The sequence below is a fragment of the Pseudovibrio sp. Alg231-02 genome, from assembly GCF_900143565.1.
GTDB lineage: Bacteria > Pseudomonadota > Alphaproteobacteria > Rhizobiales > Stappiaceae > Pseudovibrio.
On sequence record NZ_FREX01000002.1, the window covers coordinates 773,690 to 788,818 of the forward strand.

Below are 15,129 nucleotides of genomic sequence, written 5' to 3' on the forward strand. Positions count from 1 at the left end.
TGGAACTTTTGCCGTGTTTGCTTGCGAGTGTGGTGATTTTACGTGGTCTTCTTCTCCGCTCGTCTCTGGGGTGTAAATGTCTAGTAGTGAGTCTTTTTCCCTCTGCGATTTAATGGAATGGCTGTCCAAGGACGCAAAAATGTTGGGGCGTCCCTGTCGCATCTTCGCGGCATTGGGCGAACACTTGCAGAATATTGGCGTGGAGGTGGACCGGATCTCTACGGGTATCTCTATTCTGGATCCGAACTATCATGGTGAGGGGCTTATCTGGGAGCGAGGCGTTGGGCCGCGTGTGCGATATTTCCAGCACACACCTGAGATGAGTGAGTCCTACAATCAAAGCCTCTGGAAACGGTCCACTGAAGCCGGGCATATGATCCGGCATAAGTTTGGACATCATGATGAGTATGACCGGCTCAAGGTCATTCAGGAGCTTAAAGAGCAAGGGTACACGGATTACGTTGCCCTCCCCATGGTGTTCTCGGATGGTGAGGTCCATGGGCTGGCTTTTGCTTCGCGGGCGGCTGATGGTTTCAAGGATGAGTATATCAGTGTGTTTGAGCAGATCACTGCTCCCCTCGCGCTGATTTGTGAGCTGTTTAATTCCCGGCAGGCCTCTGAGAACATTCTCAATACCTATCTTGGAACACGTGCCGGACGGCGGGTGATGAATGGTGAGATCCGTCGGGGAGATGGAGAGCATATCAACGCGATTGTGGCGTTTTGCGATATTCGCAACTTCACCGGGTTTTCAAATTACCTGCCAGATAAAGCCTTGTTGCAGCTGCTTAACGAGTATTTTGGCATTGTTACGTCGCGGGTTGAGCAACATGGCGGCGAGATCCTGAAGTTTATCGGTGATGAAGTTCTGGCGGTGTTTCCCTATACGGATGATCAAAGTGCCAGAATAGCGGCGTTTGAAGCCATGTCGGCACTGCGCGAAAGCATGGCGGACCTGACGATTGCGAATGCGCGCGGGTTTCCTGATTTGCCTGCCATTCATGTTGGTATGGGCGTGCATTCAGGGCGTGTGTTTTTTGGCAATGTTGGTGGGCAGCGGCGACTGGACTTTACGGTTGTTGGACCTGTGGTGAATGAGGCCGCACGGATTGCTGACCTTTCAAAACGCCTCAATCAGGAAATGCTGATTTCGCAGTCAGTTGCAGAAGTTCTCAGCTGTTGTGAGGATACCTATGTGGGGACATACCCACTCAAGGGTTTCCCCACACCGGTGAAGGTTTATCAAGCGCCGGAATTGACGAGGTCTTGTGTGTTTGGACCCGGCAATACGGCTTTTCTCGCTTTTGAGAAGAACTGACGGCGCAGCAGCACCAATGTCACCATCAGGGTCGTTCCGATGAACACGAACGGCCCTGCATACCATCCCAGATAACCTACTGCGAAGAAGAGCGCTTGCTGGCCGCTGCTGAAATGGCGGCCCGCAAGGGTTGCCAGCCGTGCTGCGCGCAGGGATGCTTCAACAGCCTCTTCATTGTCTTCATGGCAATCATCCGGGATAGAGCCCATGACGATGGTTGTGTAGTTGAACAAGCGGTAAGCCCAGCCGAATTTAAAAAACGCGTACGCCAGAATGATCATCAAACCGAAGGTCTTGGCTTCATTTTGTATTGGATCATCCAAAAATGGCAGATCGAGCGTGCGGGCGAGGGCGGTGACCTCATCCATAGCGCTGAGCAGAGTGACTGTGCCGCCGATGGCCAGAAGGGAGGCTGAGGCGAAAAATGCGGTACCTTGCTGCAGGCCGGACGCGATGTTGGTGTCAGCAATGCGGACTTCTCTTTTGAGCATCGCGCGCATCCAGCGGTAACGGTGCGCATCCATGGCGTGAGAGAGCGTGTTTTTGGACCAGGGGCTTCGATAGGCCAACCAGCTGTACAAGCCCCATGAGGAGACGAAGACGAGGATGGCAATGAAGTTGGAAAACGGGATCTGAAGCATTGGTCTTTCTGTTTTTAAGCCTGAGTCCGGACATGAGCCCGTCTTGATGGAAACGGGCAGTCATATGTTTGGCATGATTTGCGGAGAGGGGCTAGAGGGCGCGCATGATATGCGGCTGTGTGAGCCCGGCAAAATTGCGAGAAAACAGACTCAGAATGGTCAAAAAATGGAGTTTGAGTTGTCCTATAGGGTAGCCAATTCTCAATTAAGTCGAGTTTTGAACGAATTTTTGCATAAATATTTTCAGTGAATTTTTTTATGGTTATCGATAATTTTATCAATTCTAAAGAACCCTAACTCTTTGGAGCCATGAGTTTTTATGGGGTAGGTATATCTGACTGATGAATGAGTAGTGATTTGTACGTAGTGAGGTGCGGCAGTCTGCCAAGCCAAATTTTGCCGTTTTGCTGTTGCGCTTTGATCACGGAAGGGATATTCCGTGCGCCCTGTGCTGACGGGGTTTCCTCGGCGCACGTGTATCAACCATTAAACGGTGTTTTATGGATCACGAAATTCAGAAGTCCTGCTGGGGGTTCACTGTGTGGACTGTCGCAACCCTCGGCGGCGTTATGGCGCTGCTTTATGTATTTGCAGGTGCCGGCAGTTAATCCCAAGATAACTGCTTAAACGCGGATTTTGGTAGGGATGCAGATGTGACGTCTGCATCCCTTTTTCTTTGAGCTGGTTCTAGCGTATCTTCAAAATCGATAATGTGCTTTTTGTCACGCGATGGACGCTAGGGCAGATTGCGTGCGGTTTTCTCGCCAGAGCAATTGTCTGCGACTGCCAGCACAATCTTTCCCAGATGCTTCTTTTGCTCAAAAACTTCTTGCGCTTTGCCAATTTCAGCAAGCGGGAAGGTTCGCGCGACCAGTGGCTGTATGCTGCCTGATTCAATGTGAGCAACAAGGTTCCCGAAGACTTCGGGTTCCAACACGGTACAGCCAAAGAAGCTCAGGTCTTTCAAGTAGAGTGTACGCACATCAAGTTCCACGATAGGGCCAGCCATCGCTCCTGCGACTGCATAGCGTCCCCCAGGCTTGAGAATGGCGAGAAGGTCTGGCCATTGCGGACCGGCGACCAGATCAACCACCACATCAATGCTGTTGGGGCCAAGGCTCTCAACCAGATCATCACTGCGATCCAGCACACGGCTTGCTCCGAGCTCCTGAAGCATCTGAGCCTTTGAGGTGGAGGAGATGGCGATGACGTTTGCGCCGCGTGCGCGTGCCAGCTGGAGGGCCGCTGAGCCAACACCTCCTGAGGCCCCTGTCACCAGAACTGTTTCTCCGGCTTTCAGGTTGGCGCGGGTCAGCATGTTCTCAGCGGTTGAGTAGGAGCAGGGGAAGGATGCCAGCTCCAGATCACTCAGTTGGCTTTGGATCGGGTAGACGTGGCGGTGATCGATTGAAGCAAATTCAGCAAAGCCGCCATCGCATTCTGAGCCCATGAACCACGGTGACGCCAGTTTTTTGCCATTGGCATATTGCAGGCATGGCTCTACCAGTACGCGCTTGCCCAGAAGGGCCTGATCGACCTTAGCGCCTGCCGCGACGACCCGTCCGCACACGTCTATGCCCTGAATGCGGGGGAACTGGAGCGGCTGGCCGGACCATGTGGCATCCTCTGCCTGATTGTCGTGGCGTGAGTACCATGCTTTTCGTGTGTTGATGTCTGTGTTGTTGACGCCTGCCGCCAGAACTTCAATCAGCACATCCTCAGGGCCGATGGCAGGCAAGGGCAGGTCGGTGTGCAGCTCCAACATGTCCGGTCCACCGTGCCCGGTGAGCGTTACTGCAGTCATTGTGGTGGGGAGGTTGCTCATCATGTTGCTTTCTGAGTGAGTGATTGAATTGCGGACTTGGCCCAAGTGAAGACCGTGGATCCGTGAAGGGGGTAGGTTGAGACAACGCCTTCGTGGATCATGAAGAGCTCTCCAGCATTGTTCTCAAGGCTGAGAAGGGCTGCCAGCTGGTCTTTGGTTTGCTGCTTGTGGCGTGTGACGCATTCTCTGACGAGTGCGCTGTCGGGATAGGCCGCAAGGGCCGCCTGATCCATGCAGCCGTGTGGTGCGTTGTTTGCCATCCAATGTTCGATGGTGTGGAGAATGCCCTCCAGAGGATCATCAGGGGACTGGGTTGCTGCCTCACTCAGGAAGGACAGGTAGCGCTGATTGCGGACCTCCAGCGCGCCGATGATCATATGTTCTTTGGAGGGGAAGTACTTGTAGAGCGTGCGCAGGCTTACATTGGCGCCGCGCTTGAGCTCTGCAACGCCCGGGGCGGTGAAGCCGCGTGCTGCGAAGACGCCTTCCAGGCCTGTACAGATGGAGTGTTCAAGATCAGTCATGATTAATTGGTAGAGTGATCATTCTACCGAGTCAAATTGAAAAATGGAGAGCGCGGTTGTGCGATCACCGATATGTTTGTGCAATGCGTTAGCTATGGAGGCTGCTATGACTGGCAAAAGCCAAAGCTTCCTGCTATTTGAGCGCTATGACGTTACATTTGGTGAAACTCTGTGTTGGCGTGGAAAGCGTTGACCAGCTGCGGAATTACATTGAACAGCGACAGATTCTGGCGCTGTCACACGGTTTGAGTGACGAGCAGATCCATACCACTCGTATGGTGCCGACTCGCATTGACGAGCTGCTGGATGGTGGTTCGCTGTACTGGGTGATCAAAGGCAATGTTCAGGTTCGCCAGAAACTGATTGATATCCGCGTGCACAAGGATGATTCCGGCAAGAAGCGCTGTGACCTTGTGATGGAGCCTTTCCTCCACCAGACGCAACTGCAGCCGCGCCGTGCCTTTCAAGGCTGGCGGTATCTGAAAGTGTCAGATGCACCGCCGGATGTGAGCGGGCCAATGCTGGATGGGGATCAACTTGCCGAAATGCCAGAGGGTATGCGCCGTGAGTTGCAGGAGCTTTGCCTGATTTAAGCGGTCTCTCTTTTGCGGATTGCATCTGTGTAAGCTGGATGAGATAAACGTGGCATGTGGCTGTCTGTTCGGGAGAACCATGCTGTGACCGAGCTTATCGCATCGATTGCCGGGCCGTATCTTTTCGTGACAGGCCTTGGATTCTTTATTTCCAGCAGTTTTTACCAGCGGATGATTGCTGCCCAATCAGATGCGAATCCGATCTTGCTCAATCTGTCTGGTGCTGTGCATTTTGTGGTTGGTATGGTTGTGCTTGCCAACCATTTCAAAGTGTCCAGCATGGCCGGCGCTCTCGTAACACTGGTTGGGGCAGCTGTTGTGTTGAAGGGGGCAAGTCTTATTGTCATTCCGGATTACATGACAAAGTCACAGCAAATGGGGAAGAGGGGAATTTTGGCCACAGGCACCGCTTTTACCGCAGTAGGTGCTTATCTGAGCTATGTCGGGTATTTTTAGAGGACATATGCCGAGCAGTGTGAAATCCTGAGGCACAGCAGGGTTCCGGGCAAATGCGTTCATCTGCCCGGAGATTCGTTTTATACTTCGATATTGTCGATCAGACGGGTTTCGCCGACTTTGGCGGCGACCAGAATACGGGCGCCTTTGGCGTCGATGGGTGTGCCCAGATGCTTGCCGTGGCGCAGTTCGAAGTAGTCTGTCGCAAATCCTGAGAGCTTGAGGACAACAAGGGCTTTCTTGCGCACTTCAATCCAGTTTTCACCGTTATGGAGTGCATTGCGCGCAGTCTGTAGCGTTTCAGAAATTGTTCTGGCTGTCGTGCGTTCCTTATCATCCAGATACTCATTGCGGGAAGACATGGCGAGGCCATCCTCTTCACGCACGGTTGGAGCGCCGATGACTTTGGTTGGCAGGTGCAGGTCTCTGGCCAGTTGCTTGATGACGCGCAGCTGCTGGTAATCTTTTTCACCGAACACAGCGACATCTGGCAAAACGGCCAGCAACAGTTTCGCCACCACTGTGGCCACGCCGTTGAAGAAGTGCGGTCTGTGATCTGTTTCCAGACCAAGGGCCGGGCCTTCGATCTGAATAGATGTGGCAAAGCCGTTCGGGTACATTTCCCGTGCATTTGGAGCAAAGACGCCAAACATGTCGTAGCCCGCCAGCTTTTGCAGGTCGGTCTCTTCCGTTCTTGGGTAGCTCTCGAAATCTTCGCCCGGTGCGAACTGCTTTGGATTCACAAAGATTGAAACAATCACGATGTCCGCATGTTCCCGGGCCTTTTCGACCAGAGACAGGTGGCCTGCGTGCAGTGCCCCCATGGTTGGAACCAGAGCGATTGTTTTGCCTTCTCGTCTCAGAGGTAATAGTGCAGCCCGCAGGTCGTCTACACCACGGTATACGTCTGGGAGATTTCTCATAGGCGTCTCCATGTGGGACCTCATCCCTTAATTTCTTTGCTTTGCAGCGTTTTTATCTGTTGTTGGTAATGGGTTTGCCCAGAAACTGTTGAACCCAATTGCAAGCAGAAACTGATATAACTGATTTTAGCAGATTTTGTGATTATTCTCATTGCACCAATAGTGGGTATTGGTCTTTAGCGAGCGAAATAACCAATCTGTCCCAATAATTGTTAAGTTGTTGGAATAAAATGCCTTCGTAATCCTTTGTGACGTGAATACAGGTACGCCCATGTCAGACAAGCTCTCCAAAAGATCCGGATCTTTAAACAGTCCTGCAGACAGCAAGAGTGATCTTTCCAACTTTCTGGAGGCTGCCAAAGACGCGGTTGCAGCGCCTGCCGGGGATGAGCGGGGCCGTTTGATCTTTGCGCTGGATGCCACAATGAGTCGACAGCCCACGTGGGATCAGGCTTGTCACCTACAGGAAGAGATGTTCATCGAAGCGGGCCGGGTCGGGTCGCTTGATGTGCAGCTGGTGTTCTTTCGCGGGTATGGCGAGTGTAAATCCTCGCGCTGGGTCAGCAATTCCAAAGAGCTGGGCGGAATGATGCGCAAGATTCGCGTGCAGGCCGGTCGCACACAGATTCGCAAGGTGCTGGATCACGCCTTGGCCGAGACGCGGAAAAAGCGGGTGCAGGCGGTTGTCTATATTGGTGACTGTATGGAGGAGAACCCTGATCTGGTCTGTGATAAGGCAGGGGAGCTCGGATTGTTGGGCGTGCCGGTTTTTGTGTTTCAGGAAGGCAAGGACATCCTGGCAGAGCGAGCGTATCGCGAGATCGCCCGGTTGAGCAACGGGGTCTATCTGAACTTTGATGATGGATCTGCTGCGAGTCTGCGCGGATTGCTGGCTGCGATTGCAACATTTTCTGCAGGTGGCAGACAGGCCCTTGAGCGCCTTGAGCAATCGGGGCATAAAGGTGCTCAATTCTTGATTGAACACCTAAGTTAGAGCACGCTGCATTCACGTATCAAGCTCGCGCTCTCTAATTTTGTGCGTATTCTGATCCGGAAACCGGAACCACTTTTGGGGAATGCGCCTAATACATGTCAGGTACTAAATGGGCTATTTGGTCATGGGAGGATTGGCGCTTGCCATCCTCTATTTCTTCGCAAAGTGGCTGACGCAGTCAAATCCGGCAAAACTTAAAGAAGTTTTGAAAATGCTGATTGGCGGACTGCTGCTGGCATTCTGCGCTTTTCTTGCCGTCACCGGCAGATACGTTATTGCGCTGCCACTTGCGGCCTTTGCGCTGTCCCTTTTGGGTTGGGGGTCTGCGCAGAGTTTCAAGTTTCCCGGTGGATTCCCTTTCGGAGGACTGGGTGGTGCCTCCAAGAGTGCCGGTCAGACTTCCAATATCTCCTCCAGATTTCTCCATATGGAGCTGGATCATGATAGCAAGAAGCTGGAGGGCAAAGTGCTTGCCGGTTCCTTTGCTGGCCGCGCGCTGAGTTCTTTGCAGGTTGCAGAGCTCAAACAGCTTTGGCGCGACGTGCAGCCGGACGGCGACAGCGTTGCCCTACTCGAAGCTTACCTCGATAGCAGGCTCTCCAACTGGCGTGTAGACTTCCACGCGGATTCCACAGCGGGGCAGAGAGACACGTCTAGCTCGAGCGCTCTGACTGAGAAGGAGGCCTACGAGGTTCTTGGACTTGCGCCGGGAGCCTCCGTGGAAGACATCCGTGCTGCTCACCGCAGACTGATTAAACGATTGCACCCCGATAGTGGGGGTTCTGCTTTCCTGGCTTCCAAACTCAACGAGGCGAAGGATCGGCTTCTCAACAGACATTAGACTCACCGTGACTGATACGAGTTACTGATAGACGGCATAGCAGGAGTACTTGGCCTTCTTGAGTTTGGCACAAGCATCCCAGGCTGCTGTTTTGGTTTCAAACCCGATGAACCGCGCGCGGTACAGGGTTTGTCTCTTAGATTTGACCGGCTCTGTGTAAATGCGTTTGTTACGCAGGGTGGCCCCTGTCGCAGCGCGCGCATTTTCCAGGATCTTGATTGCTTTATCCTGGCTGTCGGTCGCAGAAATCTGAATGTGCCAGCCGGAGGTGTCGATGTCCTCTGGCTTCAAGCTTGCAATCTTCTGCTGAATTGGAGCGGAAGATGGTGCAGCTGTTTTCGCTGGCTGCTGCAGTTTTGCCGAGGCAGAAACAGCAGGGGCAGCCAGTGAATTGGCAACAAGGTCCTTACGCGGTGCCGGAGCAGGGGCTGTGGCCTGATGTTCCAGCATTTTTGCGATTGGATCAGATGGTTTTGAATTCGGTTTTGTGCCGGTCGCGTTGGCATAAGCCAGCAGTGTCGACTGCTTTGCAGCTGGTGTGCCTGCTTTGGCAACTGGAATAGCCGGAGCAACTTTTGGGAACTGATAGCGTTTTGTTGTTCCTGCGTAGAGCATTGGCGTGGTGCGACGACCACGGGATGCTTTTGGCAGGTACTGGCTGATCAGCTTGACCATCTGCGCATCACGGCTTTTGCCGGTGCGGCCACCCAGAACCACAGCAACAATCTGGCGATTGTCACGTTTAACGTTGGTCACAAGGTTGAAACCGGAGGCGTTGGTGTAACCGGTTTTGATTCCATCAACACCACGGACACGACCGAGCAACTTGTTGTGGTTGCCCATGCGGCGGCCAGCATATGTGTAAGAGCGGGTGTTGAAGTACTTATAATAGTTCGGGAACCGATCCTGAATCGCACGGCCCAGCAGAGCGAGGTCTGCTGCGGTGGTCACTTGCTTAGAATTTGGCAAGCCATGCGGGTTTCTGAATGTGGTGTTGCGCATACCAATTGCACGGGCAGTCTGCGTCATGCGGCGCGCAAAGGCTGTTTCAGAACCGGAGATATGCTCTGCAATCACAGTCGACGCATCGTTTGCGGACTTGGTGACGAGCGCATAGATGGCATCCTTAACGCGCAAAGAGCTGCCAACCTTCAAGCCAAGCTTTGTCGGTGGGCGACCTGCTGCGTAGCGGGAGACCTTCATTTTAGTGTTTAGTGTCGCGCGGCCAGCTTCCAGTTCCTCAAAGAGCACATAAAGTGTCATGATCTTTGTGGTGGACGCAGGGTAGCGTCGTGCATTGGCGTTGTTGGCGTACAAAACCTTCCCGGTTTTTGCATCAACGACAATACCAGCATATTTGGAATTTGCCTGGGCAACAGTCGGAGCTGTAGCGATTGCTAAGGATACAGCAAGAATGCCGACAGCTTGTCCCAATGCCTTTTTTAGGCGCCCAAATGGCCCAAAATTACGCAGACCCATGTTCTTTTCGCCCCGTGAGCAATAATGGCGGTTTACGCGCTCTGTACTAAATAAATTCTCTCATTGCTAGCGGAGGTGTGTTCAGAAAGCCTCAGCCGCTAAAAATGCGGCGCAGGTGACTCCCCCCCGTTCGCGTCATACCCAGAATGATGCGATTACGGTTACAATTCTGTAAATACGATAAGGCAGATTGCAAAAATATTGTTTTTATCCGTTTTTTGTTTGTGGCTACGCCCCTGTCTTTTCATGATATTGCAGCGCAAAATAAAAGTTGACAAAATTTGTGCAGCGCATAATATCGCTGCGTAAGTTTAGAAATGTGGCGTTTGCTCCCCAAGAGACAAAAACCTAATCATCGAAATACCGGCGCCGCCCAATTGATGAGGTAATTTTCATGGTCACAGGATTTGAGAATATGCAGAAGCTTGGAAAAGATAACATGGACGTAGCTATGCAAAGCTTCGGCGCGTTTTCCAAGGGCATGCAGGCGATCTCTGCTGAGGTTGCGGACTACTCTAAGAAGTCAATGGAAGAGAGCAGCGCAGCAATGGAGAAAGTTGTTGGCGCGAAGTCTCTTGATAAGGCTATGGAAGCTCAGGCAGATTTTGCCAAAGTGAGCTACGAAAGCATGGTCGGTCAGGCAACTAAAATCGGCGAAATGTACGCTGAGATCGCTAAGGACGCTTATAAGCCCTATGAGGGTATGCTGTCTAAAGCTGCCAAGTAATCTACTGGCATAATTGAGATTGAAAGCCCGAGGTGCGTTAGCGCTTCGGGCTTTTTGGTTTTGCGTGTTTTAAATAGATTGCCCTGGTTGTTTCCATTTTCAGACAACCTATCTCTCTTCTTCAAGGCCCTCTCAAAACATTGTGATTCAGTATCCTGAATTCTGGCGGGCGTGTTTGGGTCCGCAGAATGGCCCGAATATGCTCATCTTACGTTGGGAGCAGGGTTTAACCCTTCGGATAGTCTGAGTGTTTTCTCTTCTTATTGGTTTGCATTTTCCAGTTTGCTTGGGGAATAATCAGTACTAACAATGAAAGAGAAGGCTTCGCGTGTCCTGAATGTCTGCAATTGATTGATCTGGCAGGTACATTTAGGAGGCTGCTGATGCCGCCGGGTGCGGGGCGTTGGCGCCAGCAAGTCTGTAAACCAGAGCGAAAAGACAGCGCAGATGCTGTAGCGAGAGTGTGAATGAGAGACCAGCGACAGGCAATGAGTGTTCTCAGGGGAGATAATCTTATGCTTACGGTGTATAATGAAACAGAAAATGAAACGCTGTTTGATTTTTCTGGAGTTGTTGGTGTGCCCTATGAAAATGCATATCCCTTGAATTCGCAGGGGGTACGTTTAAATACTATAAAGTCCTCTGCGTTATACATGGAGGGACAAAGAGAACAAATGAGCAGCGATTTCGACCTGGATAATGACGATGATGGCGGGACGATAACCGTTACCAAACCTAAGCCAAAAACAAAAAGGCCCAGTTTGTATCGCGTGTTGTTGCTCAATGATGATTTTACGCCGATGGAGTTCGTGATCCACGTTGTGGAGCGGTTCTTTCATAAGGATCGTGAAGATGCGACGCAGATTATGCTCCATGTCCATCATCATGGCGTAGGGGAGTGTGGAGTCTTCACCTATGAAGTGGCCGAGACAAAGGTCACACAAGTTATGGATTTCGCCCGAAAACACCAACATCCATTGCAATGTGTAATGGAGAAAAAGTAATAGGGGGCGCCTGTGCCGTCATTTTCTCGCAGTCTGGAGAAAGCTCTCCATCAAGCTTTGGCGTTTGCTAATGAACGCCATCAGGAATATGCGACCCTGGAGCATCTGCTGCTTTCATTGATTGATGATCAGGATGCTGCTGCGGTGATGCGTGCATGCAATGTGGACCTCGATCAACTGCGAAAAAGCATTGTCGAATATATTGATACTGAACTAGAGAACCTCGTTGTTGACGGGGATGATGATTCAAAACCAACCGCCGGTTTCCAGCGTGTCATTCAACGCGCTGTCATTCATGTTCAATCATCCGGGCGTGAAGAAGTGACTGGTGCCAACGTTCTTGTCGCCATTTTTGCCGAGCGTGAAAGCCATGCTGCTTACTTCCTGCAAGAGCAGGAAATGACACGGTATGACGCTGTCAATTATATCTCCCATGGTATTGCAAAACGGGCTGGCTTGTCTGAACCACGTCGGGTACGTGGTGCTGAAGAAGAATCCGATAGTGGCGCTGACCCTAATGTGAGCATGCCGCAACCTCCATCTGGTGGTTCTTCTGACCAAACAAAGCGGAAAACAGAAGCTCTTGAGGCTTATTGTCAGAATCTCAATGACAAAGCGTTTTCCGGTAAAATTGATCCGCTTATCGGGCGTGAGAAAGAAATTTCGCGCACCATTCAGATCCTGTGTCGCCGTGCCAAGAACAATCCGCTTTATGTGGGTGATCCGGGTGTTGGTAAAACAGCGATCGCTGAAGGGCTTGCGCGCCGCATCGTTGTTGGTGATGTGCCTGAGGTGCTGAAGAACGCGACGATTTTTGCGCTGGATATGGGGTCTCTGCTTGCAGGTACTCGTTATCGCGGTGATTTTGAGGAACGTCTGAAGCAGGTCGTCAAGGAAATCGAAGATTATCCGGGTGCGATCATGTTTATTGACGAGATCCACACCGTGATTGGTGCGGGTGCGACGTCAGGTGGTGCTATGGATGCATCTAATCTGCTGAAGCCTGCGCTGGCATCCGGTACGATCCGTTGTATCGGTTCCACCACATATAAAGAGTATCGCCAGTTCTTTGAAAAGGACCGTGCGCTGGTGCGTCGCTTCCAGAAAGTGGATGTGAACGAGCCAACCATTCCAGATGCGATCGAAATCCTGAAAGGGCTGAAGCCTTACTTTGAGGACTTCCATAACATCAAGTACACCAATGATGCGATCAAGGCAGCAGTTGAGTTGTCCTCTCGCTACCTTGCTGACCGGAAGCTTCCGGATAAAGCGATTGATGTGATTGATGAGTCTGGTGCGTCGCAAATGTTGCTGCCAGAGGGCAAACGTCGCAAGACAATCGGCCTGAAGGAAATTGAAGCAACCATTGCGACCATGGCGCGGATACCGCCGAAGTCTGTTTCCAAAGATGATGCAGCGGTTCTGTCCAACCTTAAGGATAGCCTGAAGCGCGTTGTTTATGGTCAGGACCCAGCGATTGAAGCGTTGTCTGCGTCCATCAAACTGGCCCGTGCTGGTCTGCGTGAACCGGATAAGCCAATTGGTTCTTATCTGTTCTCCGGTCCGACTGGTGTTGGTAAGACGGAAGTTGCGCGCCAACTGGCATCAACACTAGGTGTTGAACTGACCCGATTTGATATGTCCGAGTACATGGAGCGCCATACGGTTTCCCGCCTGATTGGTGCACCTCCAGGTTACGTGGGCTTTGATCAGGGTGGCTTGCTGACGGACGCTGTTGATCAGCATCCGCATTGTGTGCTGCTTCTGGATGAAATCGAGAAGGCTCATCCTGATCTGTTCAACATTTTGTTGCAAGTTATGGATCACGGTAAGCTGACGGACCACAATGGTAAGTCTGTCGATTTCCGCAATGTTATCCTGATCATGACCACCAACGCTGGTGCGGCTGATCTGGCGAAAGCTCCTATGGGCTTCAATCGCATTGACCGTGATGGCGATGATATGGATGCGATCAACAAGATGTTCACTCCGGAGTTCCGGAACCGTCTTGATGCGATCATTCCGTTCGCAAATCTGGATAGTGACGTTATTCATCGTGTGGTTGAGAAGTTCGTTATGCAGCTGGAAGCTCAGCTTGCTGAGCGTAACGTGACCTTTGAACTGACACCTGAAGCTGTGGCCTGGCTTTCTGAGAAAGGCTACGACCGTCTGATGGGGGCCCGTCCGCTGGGCCGTGTCATTCAGGAGCACATCAAGAAGCCGCTGGCTGATGAGGTTCTGTTTGGCAAGCTTCAGAAGGGTGGTACTGTTAAGGTCTCCGTTTCTGAGGATCTTGAAGGTCTGCTTCTTGAAAGCGTTGAGGAACGTCCGACACCTAAGGCGAAGGCTGCCAAGAAAAAGCCGGTTGCCAAAGGCAAGGGTAAGTCTGTTGTTCCGAAAACGGGCCGGGGCGCTGATGCCACCAAGCGTGGTGATGTTCCAGGTATTCCGATTGCGGATTAAAGCACTGATAGTTGAGAAAAAGCCGGAGCATCTGCTCCGGCTTTTTTGTATGGTGGAGCTACGTAGTCTTGTGTAGGTTTGTTTATGCAGCTTCAATAGATTGCGTTTCTTCTTCCCCAAAGGCTCTTCTTTCTCGTGAGCCTCCGAGTTCTTAAATGACCAGTTCAGACATGGATATTGACGAAGGAGAGGATCCTTCGGAATTTGAGGGAGGTGCCTATTGGTTCCGCCAAGGAGCTAAGGGCGCGTTTTGCCTCCCGACACTTATTTTGATGATGGCTTTTGTGGGGTTTACTTCGCTGGCCCGCGAAGTTGGGCTCACGCTTACTGAAGTGCTCTTGATGAGCCTGTTTATGTGGGCGTTGCCAAGCATTGTTGTTTTGACGGGTGCTATGAGTGCCGGGGCTGGATTGATCTCCGCTGCGATTGCGGTTGCTCTTTCCGCTGTGCGCTTGATGCCAATGACCGTGGCGTTGATGCCTGTTCTGCGCGATGGGAAGCGAACTAAAACGTGGCACATGCTGATTGTGTCCCACTTTGTGGCTGTGACGGCGTGGGTGTTTGCCATGCGCAACCTGCCAAGCATGCCAAGGGCGGCACGTTTGCCCTTCTTTGCCGGGTTTGGGTCCACAGTGCATTTTGTGGTGCTGTGTTCGACCGCGTTGTCTTACATGATGCTTCCAGCGGTAGAAGGTCCGATTGCGGCTGGTCTGGTTTTGCTGACACCGATCTACTTCATGTTTTCCATGTATCAGGCTTCTCGTACGAGCGGTGATAAGGCCGCGCTCATTTTGGGGCTCATTCTCGGGCCTGTCTTCTATCACTTTTTTCCGGGTGCTGATTTGCTGCTGACCGGATTTGTGGGTGGCACAGTTGCCTTTGTGGGCTGGTTGTTTGCAACACGGAGGGCCGAGCTGTGAGTGAAGTTTATGGCAGCTGGTGGTGGCCTTATGTGATGATCCTTGTTGCTGGCTTTCTGGCGACAGAGTGCTGGCGCTGGATTGGTGTGTTTGCCTCCGGCAAGCTGCGCGAGGACAGTCTTTTGTTCGCATGGGTGCGGGCTGTTGCGACGGCGTTGATTGCTGGCATCATCGCGCGATTGGTTTTGTTTCCCGAAGGCGTGCTGGGCGACGTACCTGTATGGTTGCGTCTTGCTGCGGTGGCTAGTGGCGTTGTTGGATACAAGCTTCTTAACGACCGGCTGATGGCCGGGATTATCTCAGCTGAGTTTGTGCTGATTGGTGGCTGGGCCTTTTTGATTTAACGGATCTTGCTAAGCTTGATCGCACGCATTGCTGATCATTGTTTCTCGCTCTAACGTAAGTTAGCGACTGGGGAGCT

15 protein-coding genes are annotated in these 15,129 nt (G+C 52.0%); 10 read left to right on the forward strand and 5 right to left on the reverse strand.

The features are described from left to right. Nucleotides 1-139 precede the first annotated feature (139 nt). Nucleotides 140-1,318, forward strand: a complete 1,179-nt coding sequence (locus DHN43_RS09170; protein ID WP_159096802.1) for an adenylate/guanylate cyclase domain-containing protein — start codon at nt 140-142, stop codon at nt 1,316-1,318. Here DHN43_RS09170 and DHN43_RS09175 read toward each other — a convergent pair. The 3 genes from DHN43_RS09175 to DHN43_RS09190 form a co-directional block, all read right to left on the reverse strand. Further along, nucleotides 1,243-1,959 (reverse strand): DUF599 domain-containing protein, encoded by a 717-nt coding sequence (locus tag DHN43_RS09175; protein ID WP_057463387.1) that lies wholly within the window; start codon nt 1,957-1,959, stop codon nt 1,243-1,245. The genes DHN43_RS09170 and DHN43_RS09175 overlap by 76 nt on opposite strands. 736 nt (nt 1,960-2,695) lie before the next feature. Continuing rightward, on the reverse strand, nt 2,696-3,784 hold the full coding sequence (locus tag DHN43_RS09185; RefSeq protein ID WP_108818459.1) for an alcohol dehydrogenase family protein: 1,089 nt from the start codon (nt 3,782-3,784) through the stop codon (nt 2,696-2,698). Next, on the reverse strand, nt 3,784-4,308 hold the full coding sequence (locus tag DHN43_RS09190; protein WP_108818377.1) for a TetR/AcrR family transcriptional regulator: 525 nt from the start codon (nt 4,306-4,308) through the stop codon (nt 3,784-3,786). The genes DHN43_RS09185 and DHN43_RS09190 overlap by 1 nt, the downstream gene beginning before the upstream one ends. A gap of 146 nt (nt 4,309-4,454) precedes the next feature. On the opposite strand from DHN43_RS09190, the gene DHN43_RS09195 reads away from it, so the two are divergent. Together DHN43_RS09195 and DHN43_RS09200 are read left to right on the forward strand one after the other, a co-directional pair. After that, on the forward strand, nt 4,455-4,901 hold the full coding sequence (locus tag DHN43_RS09195; RefSeq protein WP_057463384.1) for a DUF1489 family protein: 447 nt from the start codon (nt 4,455-4,457) through the stop codon (nt 4,899-4,901). Nucleotides 4,902-4,985: 84 nt separating this feature from the next. Continuing rightward, the gene (locus DHN43_RS09200; RefSeq protein ID WP_159096804.1) at nt 4,986-5,357 is read left to right on the forward strand and encodes a hypothetical protein; all 372 of its coding nucleotides are present in this window, start codon (nt 4,986-4,988) and stop codon (nt 5,355-5,357) included. Nucleotides 5,358-5,437: 80 nt separating this feature from the next. On the opposite strand, the gene panC is transcribed toward DHN43_RS09200, so the two are convergent. After that, nucleotides 5,438-6,280 (reverse strand): pantoate--beta-alanine ligase, encoded by an 843-nt coding sequence (gene panC / locus DHN43_RS09205; protein ID WP_108818460.1) that lies wholly within the window; start codon nt 6,278-6,280, stop codon nt 5,438-5,440. Nucleotides 6,281-6,551: 271 nt separating this feature from the next. On the opposite strand from panC, the gene DHN43_RS09210 reads away from it, so the two are divergent. Next, nucleotides 6,552-7,274: a hypothetical protein gene (locus tag DHN43_RS09210; RefSeq protein ID WP_108818379.1), complete on the forward strand. Its 723-nt coding sequence runs from the start codon at nt 6,552-6,554 to the stop codon at nt 7,272-7,274. A gap of 109 nt (nt 7,275-7,383) precedes the next feature. Continuing rightward, a complete protein-coding gene (locus tag DHN43_RS09215; protein ID WP_063311837.1) occupies nt 7,384-8,115 on the forward strand; it encodes a J domain-containing protein in 732 nt (243 codons plus the stop codon). 21 nt (nt 8,116-8,136) lie between these two features. Here the strand turns inward: DHN43_RS09215 and DHN43_RS09220 are convergent, their stop codons facing one another. Continuing rightward, nucleotides 8,137-9,594, reverse strand: coding sequence for a D-alanyl-D-alanine carboxypeptidase (locus tag DHN43_RS09220; RefSeq protein WP_108818380.1), 1,458 nt, complete (start codon nt 9,592-9,594; stop codon nt 8,137-8,139). A 394-nt stretch (nt 9,595-9,988) separates the two neighbouring features. On the opposite strand from DHN43_RS09220, the gene DHN43_RS09225 reads away from it, so the two are divergent. The 5 genes from DHN43_RS09225 to DHN43_RS09245 all read left to right on the forward strand — a co-directional run bounded on the left by DHN43_RS09225 (nt 9,989) and on the right by DHN43_RS09245 (nt 15,052). Next, a complete protein-coding gene (locus tag DHN43_RS09225; RefSeq protein ID WP_057463379.1) occupies nt 9,989-10,321 on the forward strand; it encodes a phasin family protein in 333 nt (110 codons plus the stop codon). Nucleotides 10,322-10,995: 674 nt separating this feature from the next. Next, nucleotides 10,996-11,325, forward strand: a complete 330-nt coding sequence (clpS, locus tag DHN43_RS09230; protein ID WP_057463448.1) for an ATP-dependent Clp protease adapter ClpS — start codon at nt 10,996-10,998, stop codon at nt 11,323-11,325. Between the two features lie 12 nt (nt 11,326-11,337). Then, nucleotides 11,338-13,788, forward strand: a complete 2,451-nt coding sequence (gene clpA, locus DHN43_RS09235) for an ATP-dependent Clp protease ATP-binding subunit ClpA (protein WP_108818381.1) — start codon at nt 11,338-11,340, stop codon at nt 13,786-13,788. Nucleotides 13,789-13,943: 155 nt separating this feature from the next. Next, a complete protein-coding gene (locus DHN43_RS09240) occupies nt 13,944-14,708 on the forward strand; it encodes an AzlC family ABC transporter permease (protein ID WP_108818382.1) in 765 nt (254 codons plus the stop codon). After that, nucleotides 14,705-15,052, forward strand: a complete 348-nt coding sequence (locus tag DHN43_RS09245) for an AzlD domain-containing protein (protein WP_063300649.1) — start codon at nt 14,705-14,707, stop codon at nt 15,050-15,052. Before DHN43_RS09240 ends, DHN43_RS09245 begins: the two co-directional genes overlap by 4 nt. Nucleotides 15,053-15,129: the final 77 nt, after the last annotated feature.

What these genes read in the sequence shown, in the direction of transcription:
- DHN43_RS09170 (WP_159096802.1), top strand. Translation starts at nt 140, where the DNA reads ATGTTGGGGCGTCCCTGTCGCATCTTCGCGGCATTGGGCGAACACTTG.
- DHN43_RS09175 (WP_057463387.1), bottom strand. Translation starts at nt 1,959, where the DNA reads ATGCTTCAGATCCCGTTTTCCAACTTCATTGCCATCCTCGTCTTCGTC.
- DHN43_RS09185 (WP_108818459.1), bottom strand. Translation starts at nt 3,784, where the DNA reads ATGAGCAACCTCCCCACCACAATGACTGCAGTAACGCTCACCGGGCAC.
- DHN43_RS09190 (WP_108818377.1), bottom strand. Translation starts at nt 4,308, where the DNA reads ATGACTGATCTTGAACACTCCATCTGTACAGGCCTGGAAGGCGTCTTC.
- DHN43_RS09195 (WP_057463384.1), top strand. Translation starts at nt 4,455, where the DNA reads ATGACGTTACATTTGGTGAAACTCTGTGTTGGCGTGGAAAGCGTTGAC.
- panC (WP_108818460.1), bottom strand. Translation starts at nt 6,280, where the DNA reads ATGAGAAATCTCCCAGACGTATACCGTGGTGTAGACGACCTGCGGGCT.
- DHN43_RS09210 (WP_108818379.1), top strand. Translation starts at nt 6,552, where the DNA reads ATGTCAGACAAGCTCTCCAAAAGATCCGGATCTTTAAACAGTCCTGCA.
- DHN43_RS09215 (WP_063311837.1), top strand. Translation starts at nt 7,384, where the DNA reads ATGGGCTATTTGGTCATGGGAGGATTGGCGCTTGCCATCCTCTATTTC.
- DHN43_RS09220 (WP_108818380.1), bottom strand. Translation starts at nt 9,594, where the DNA reads ATGGGTCTGCGTAATTTTGGGCCATTTGGGCGCCTAAAAAAGGCATTG.
- DHN43_RS09225 (WP_057463379.1), top strand. Translation starts at nt 9,989, where the DNA reads ATGGTCACAGGATTTGAGAATATGCAGAAGCTTGGAAAAGATAACATG.
- clpS (WP_057463448.1), top strand. Translation starts at nt 10,996, where the DNA reads ATGAGCAGCGATTTCGACCTGGATAATGACGATGATGGCGGGACGATA.
- DHN43_RS09240 (WP_108818382.1), top strand. Translation starts at nt 13,944, where the DNA reads ATGACCAGTTCAGACATGGATATTGACGAAGGAGAGGATCCTTCGGAA.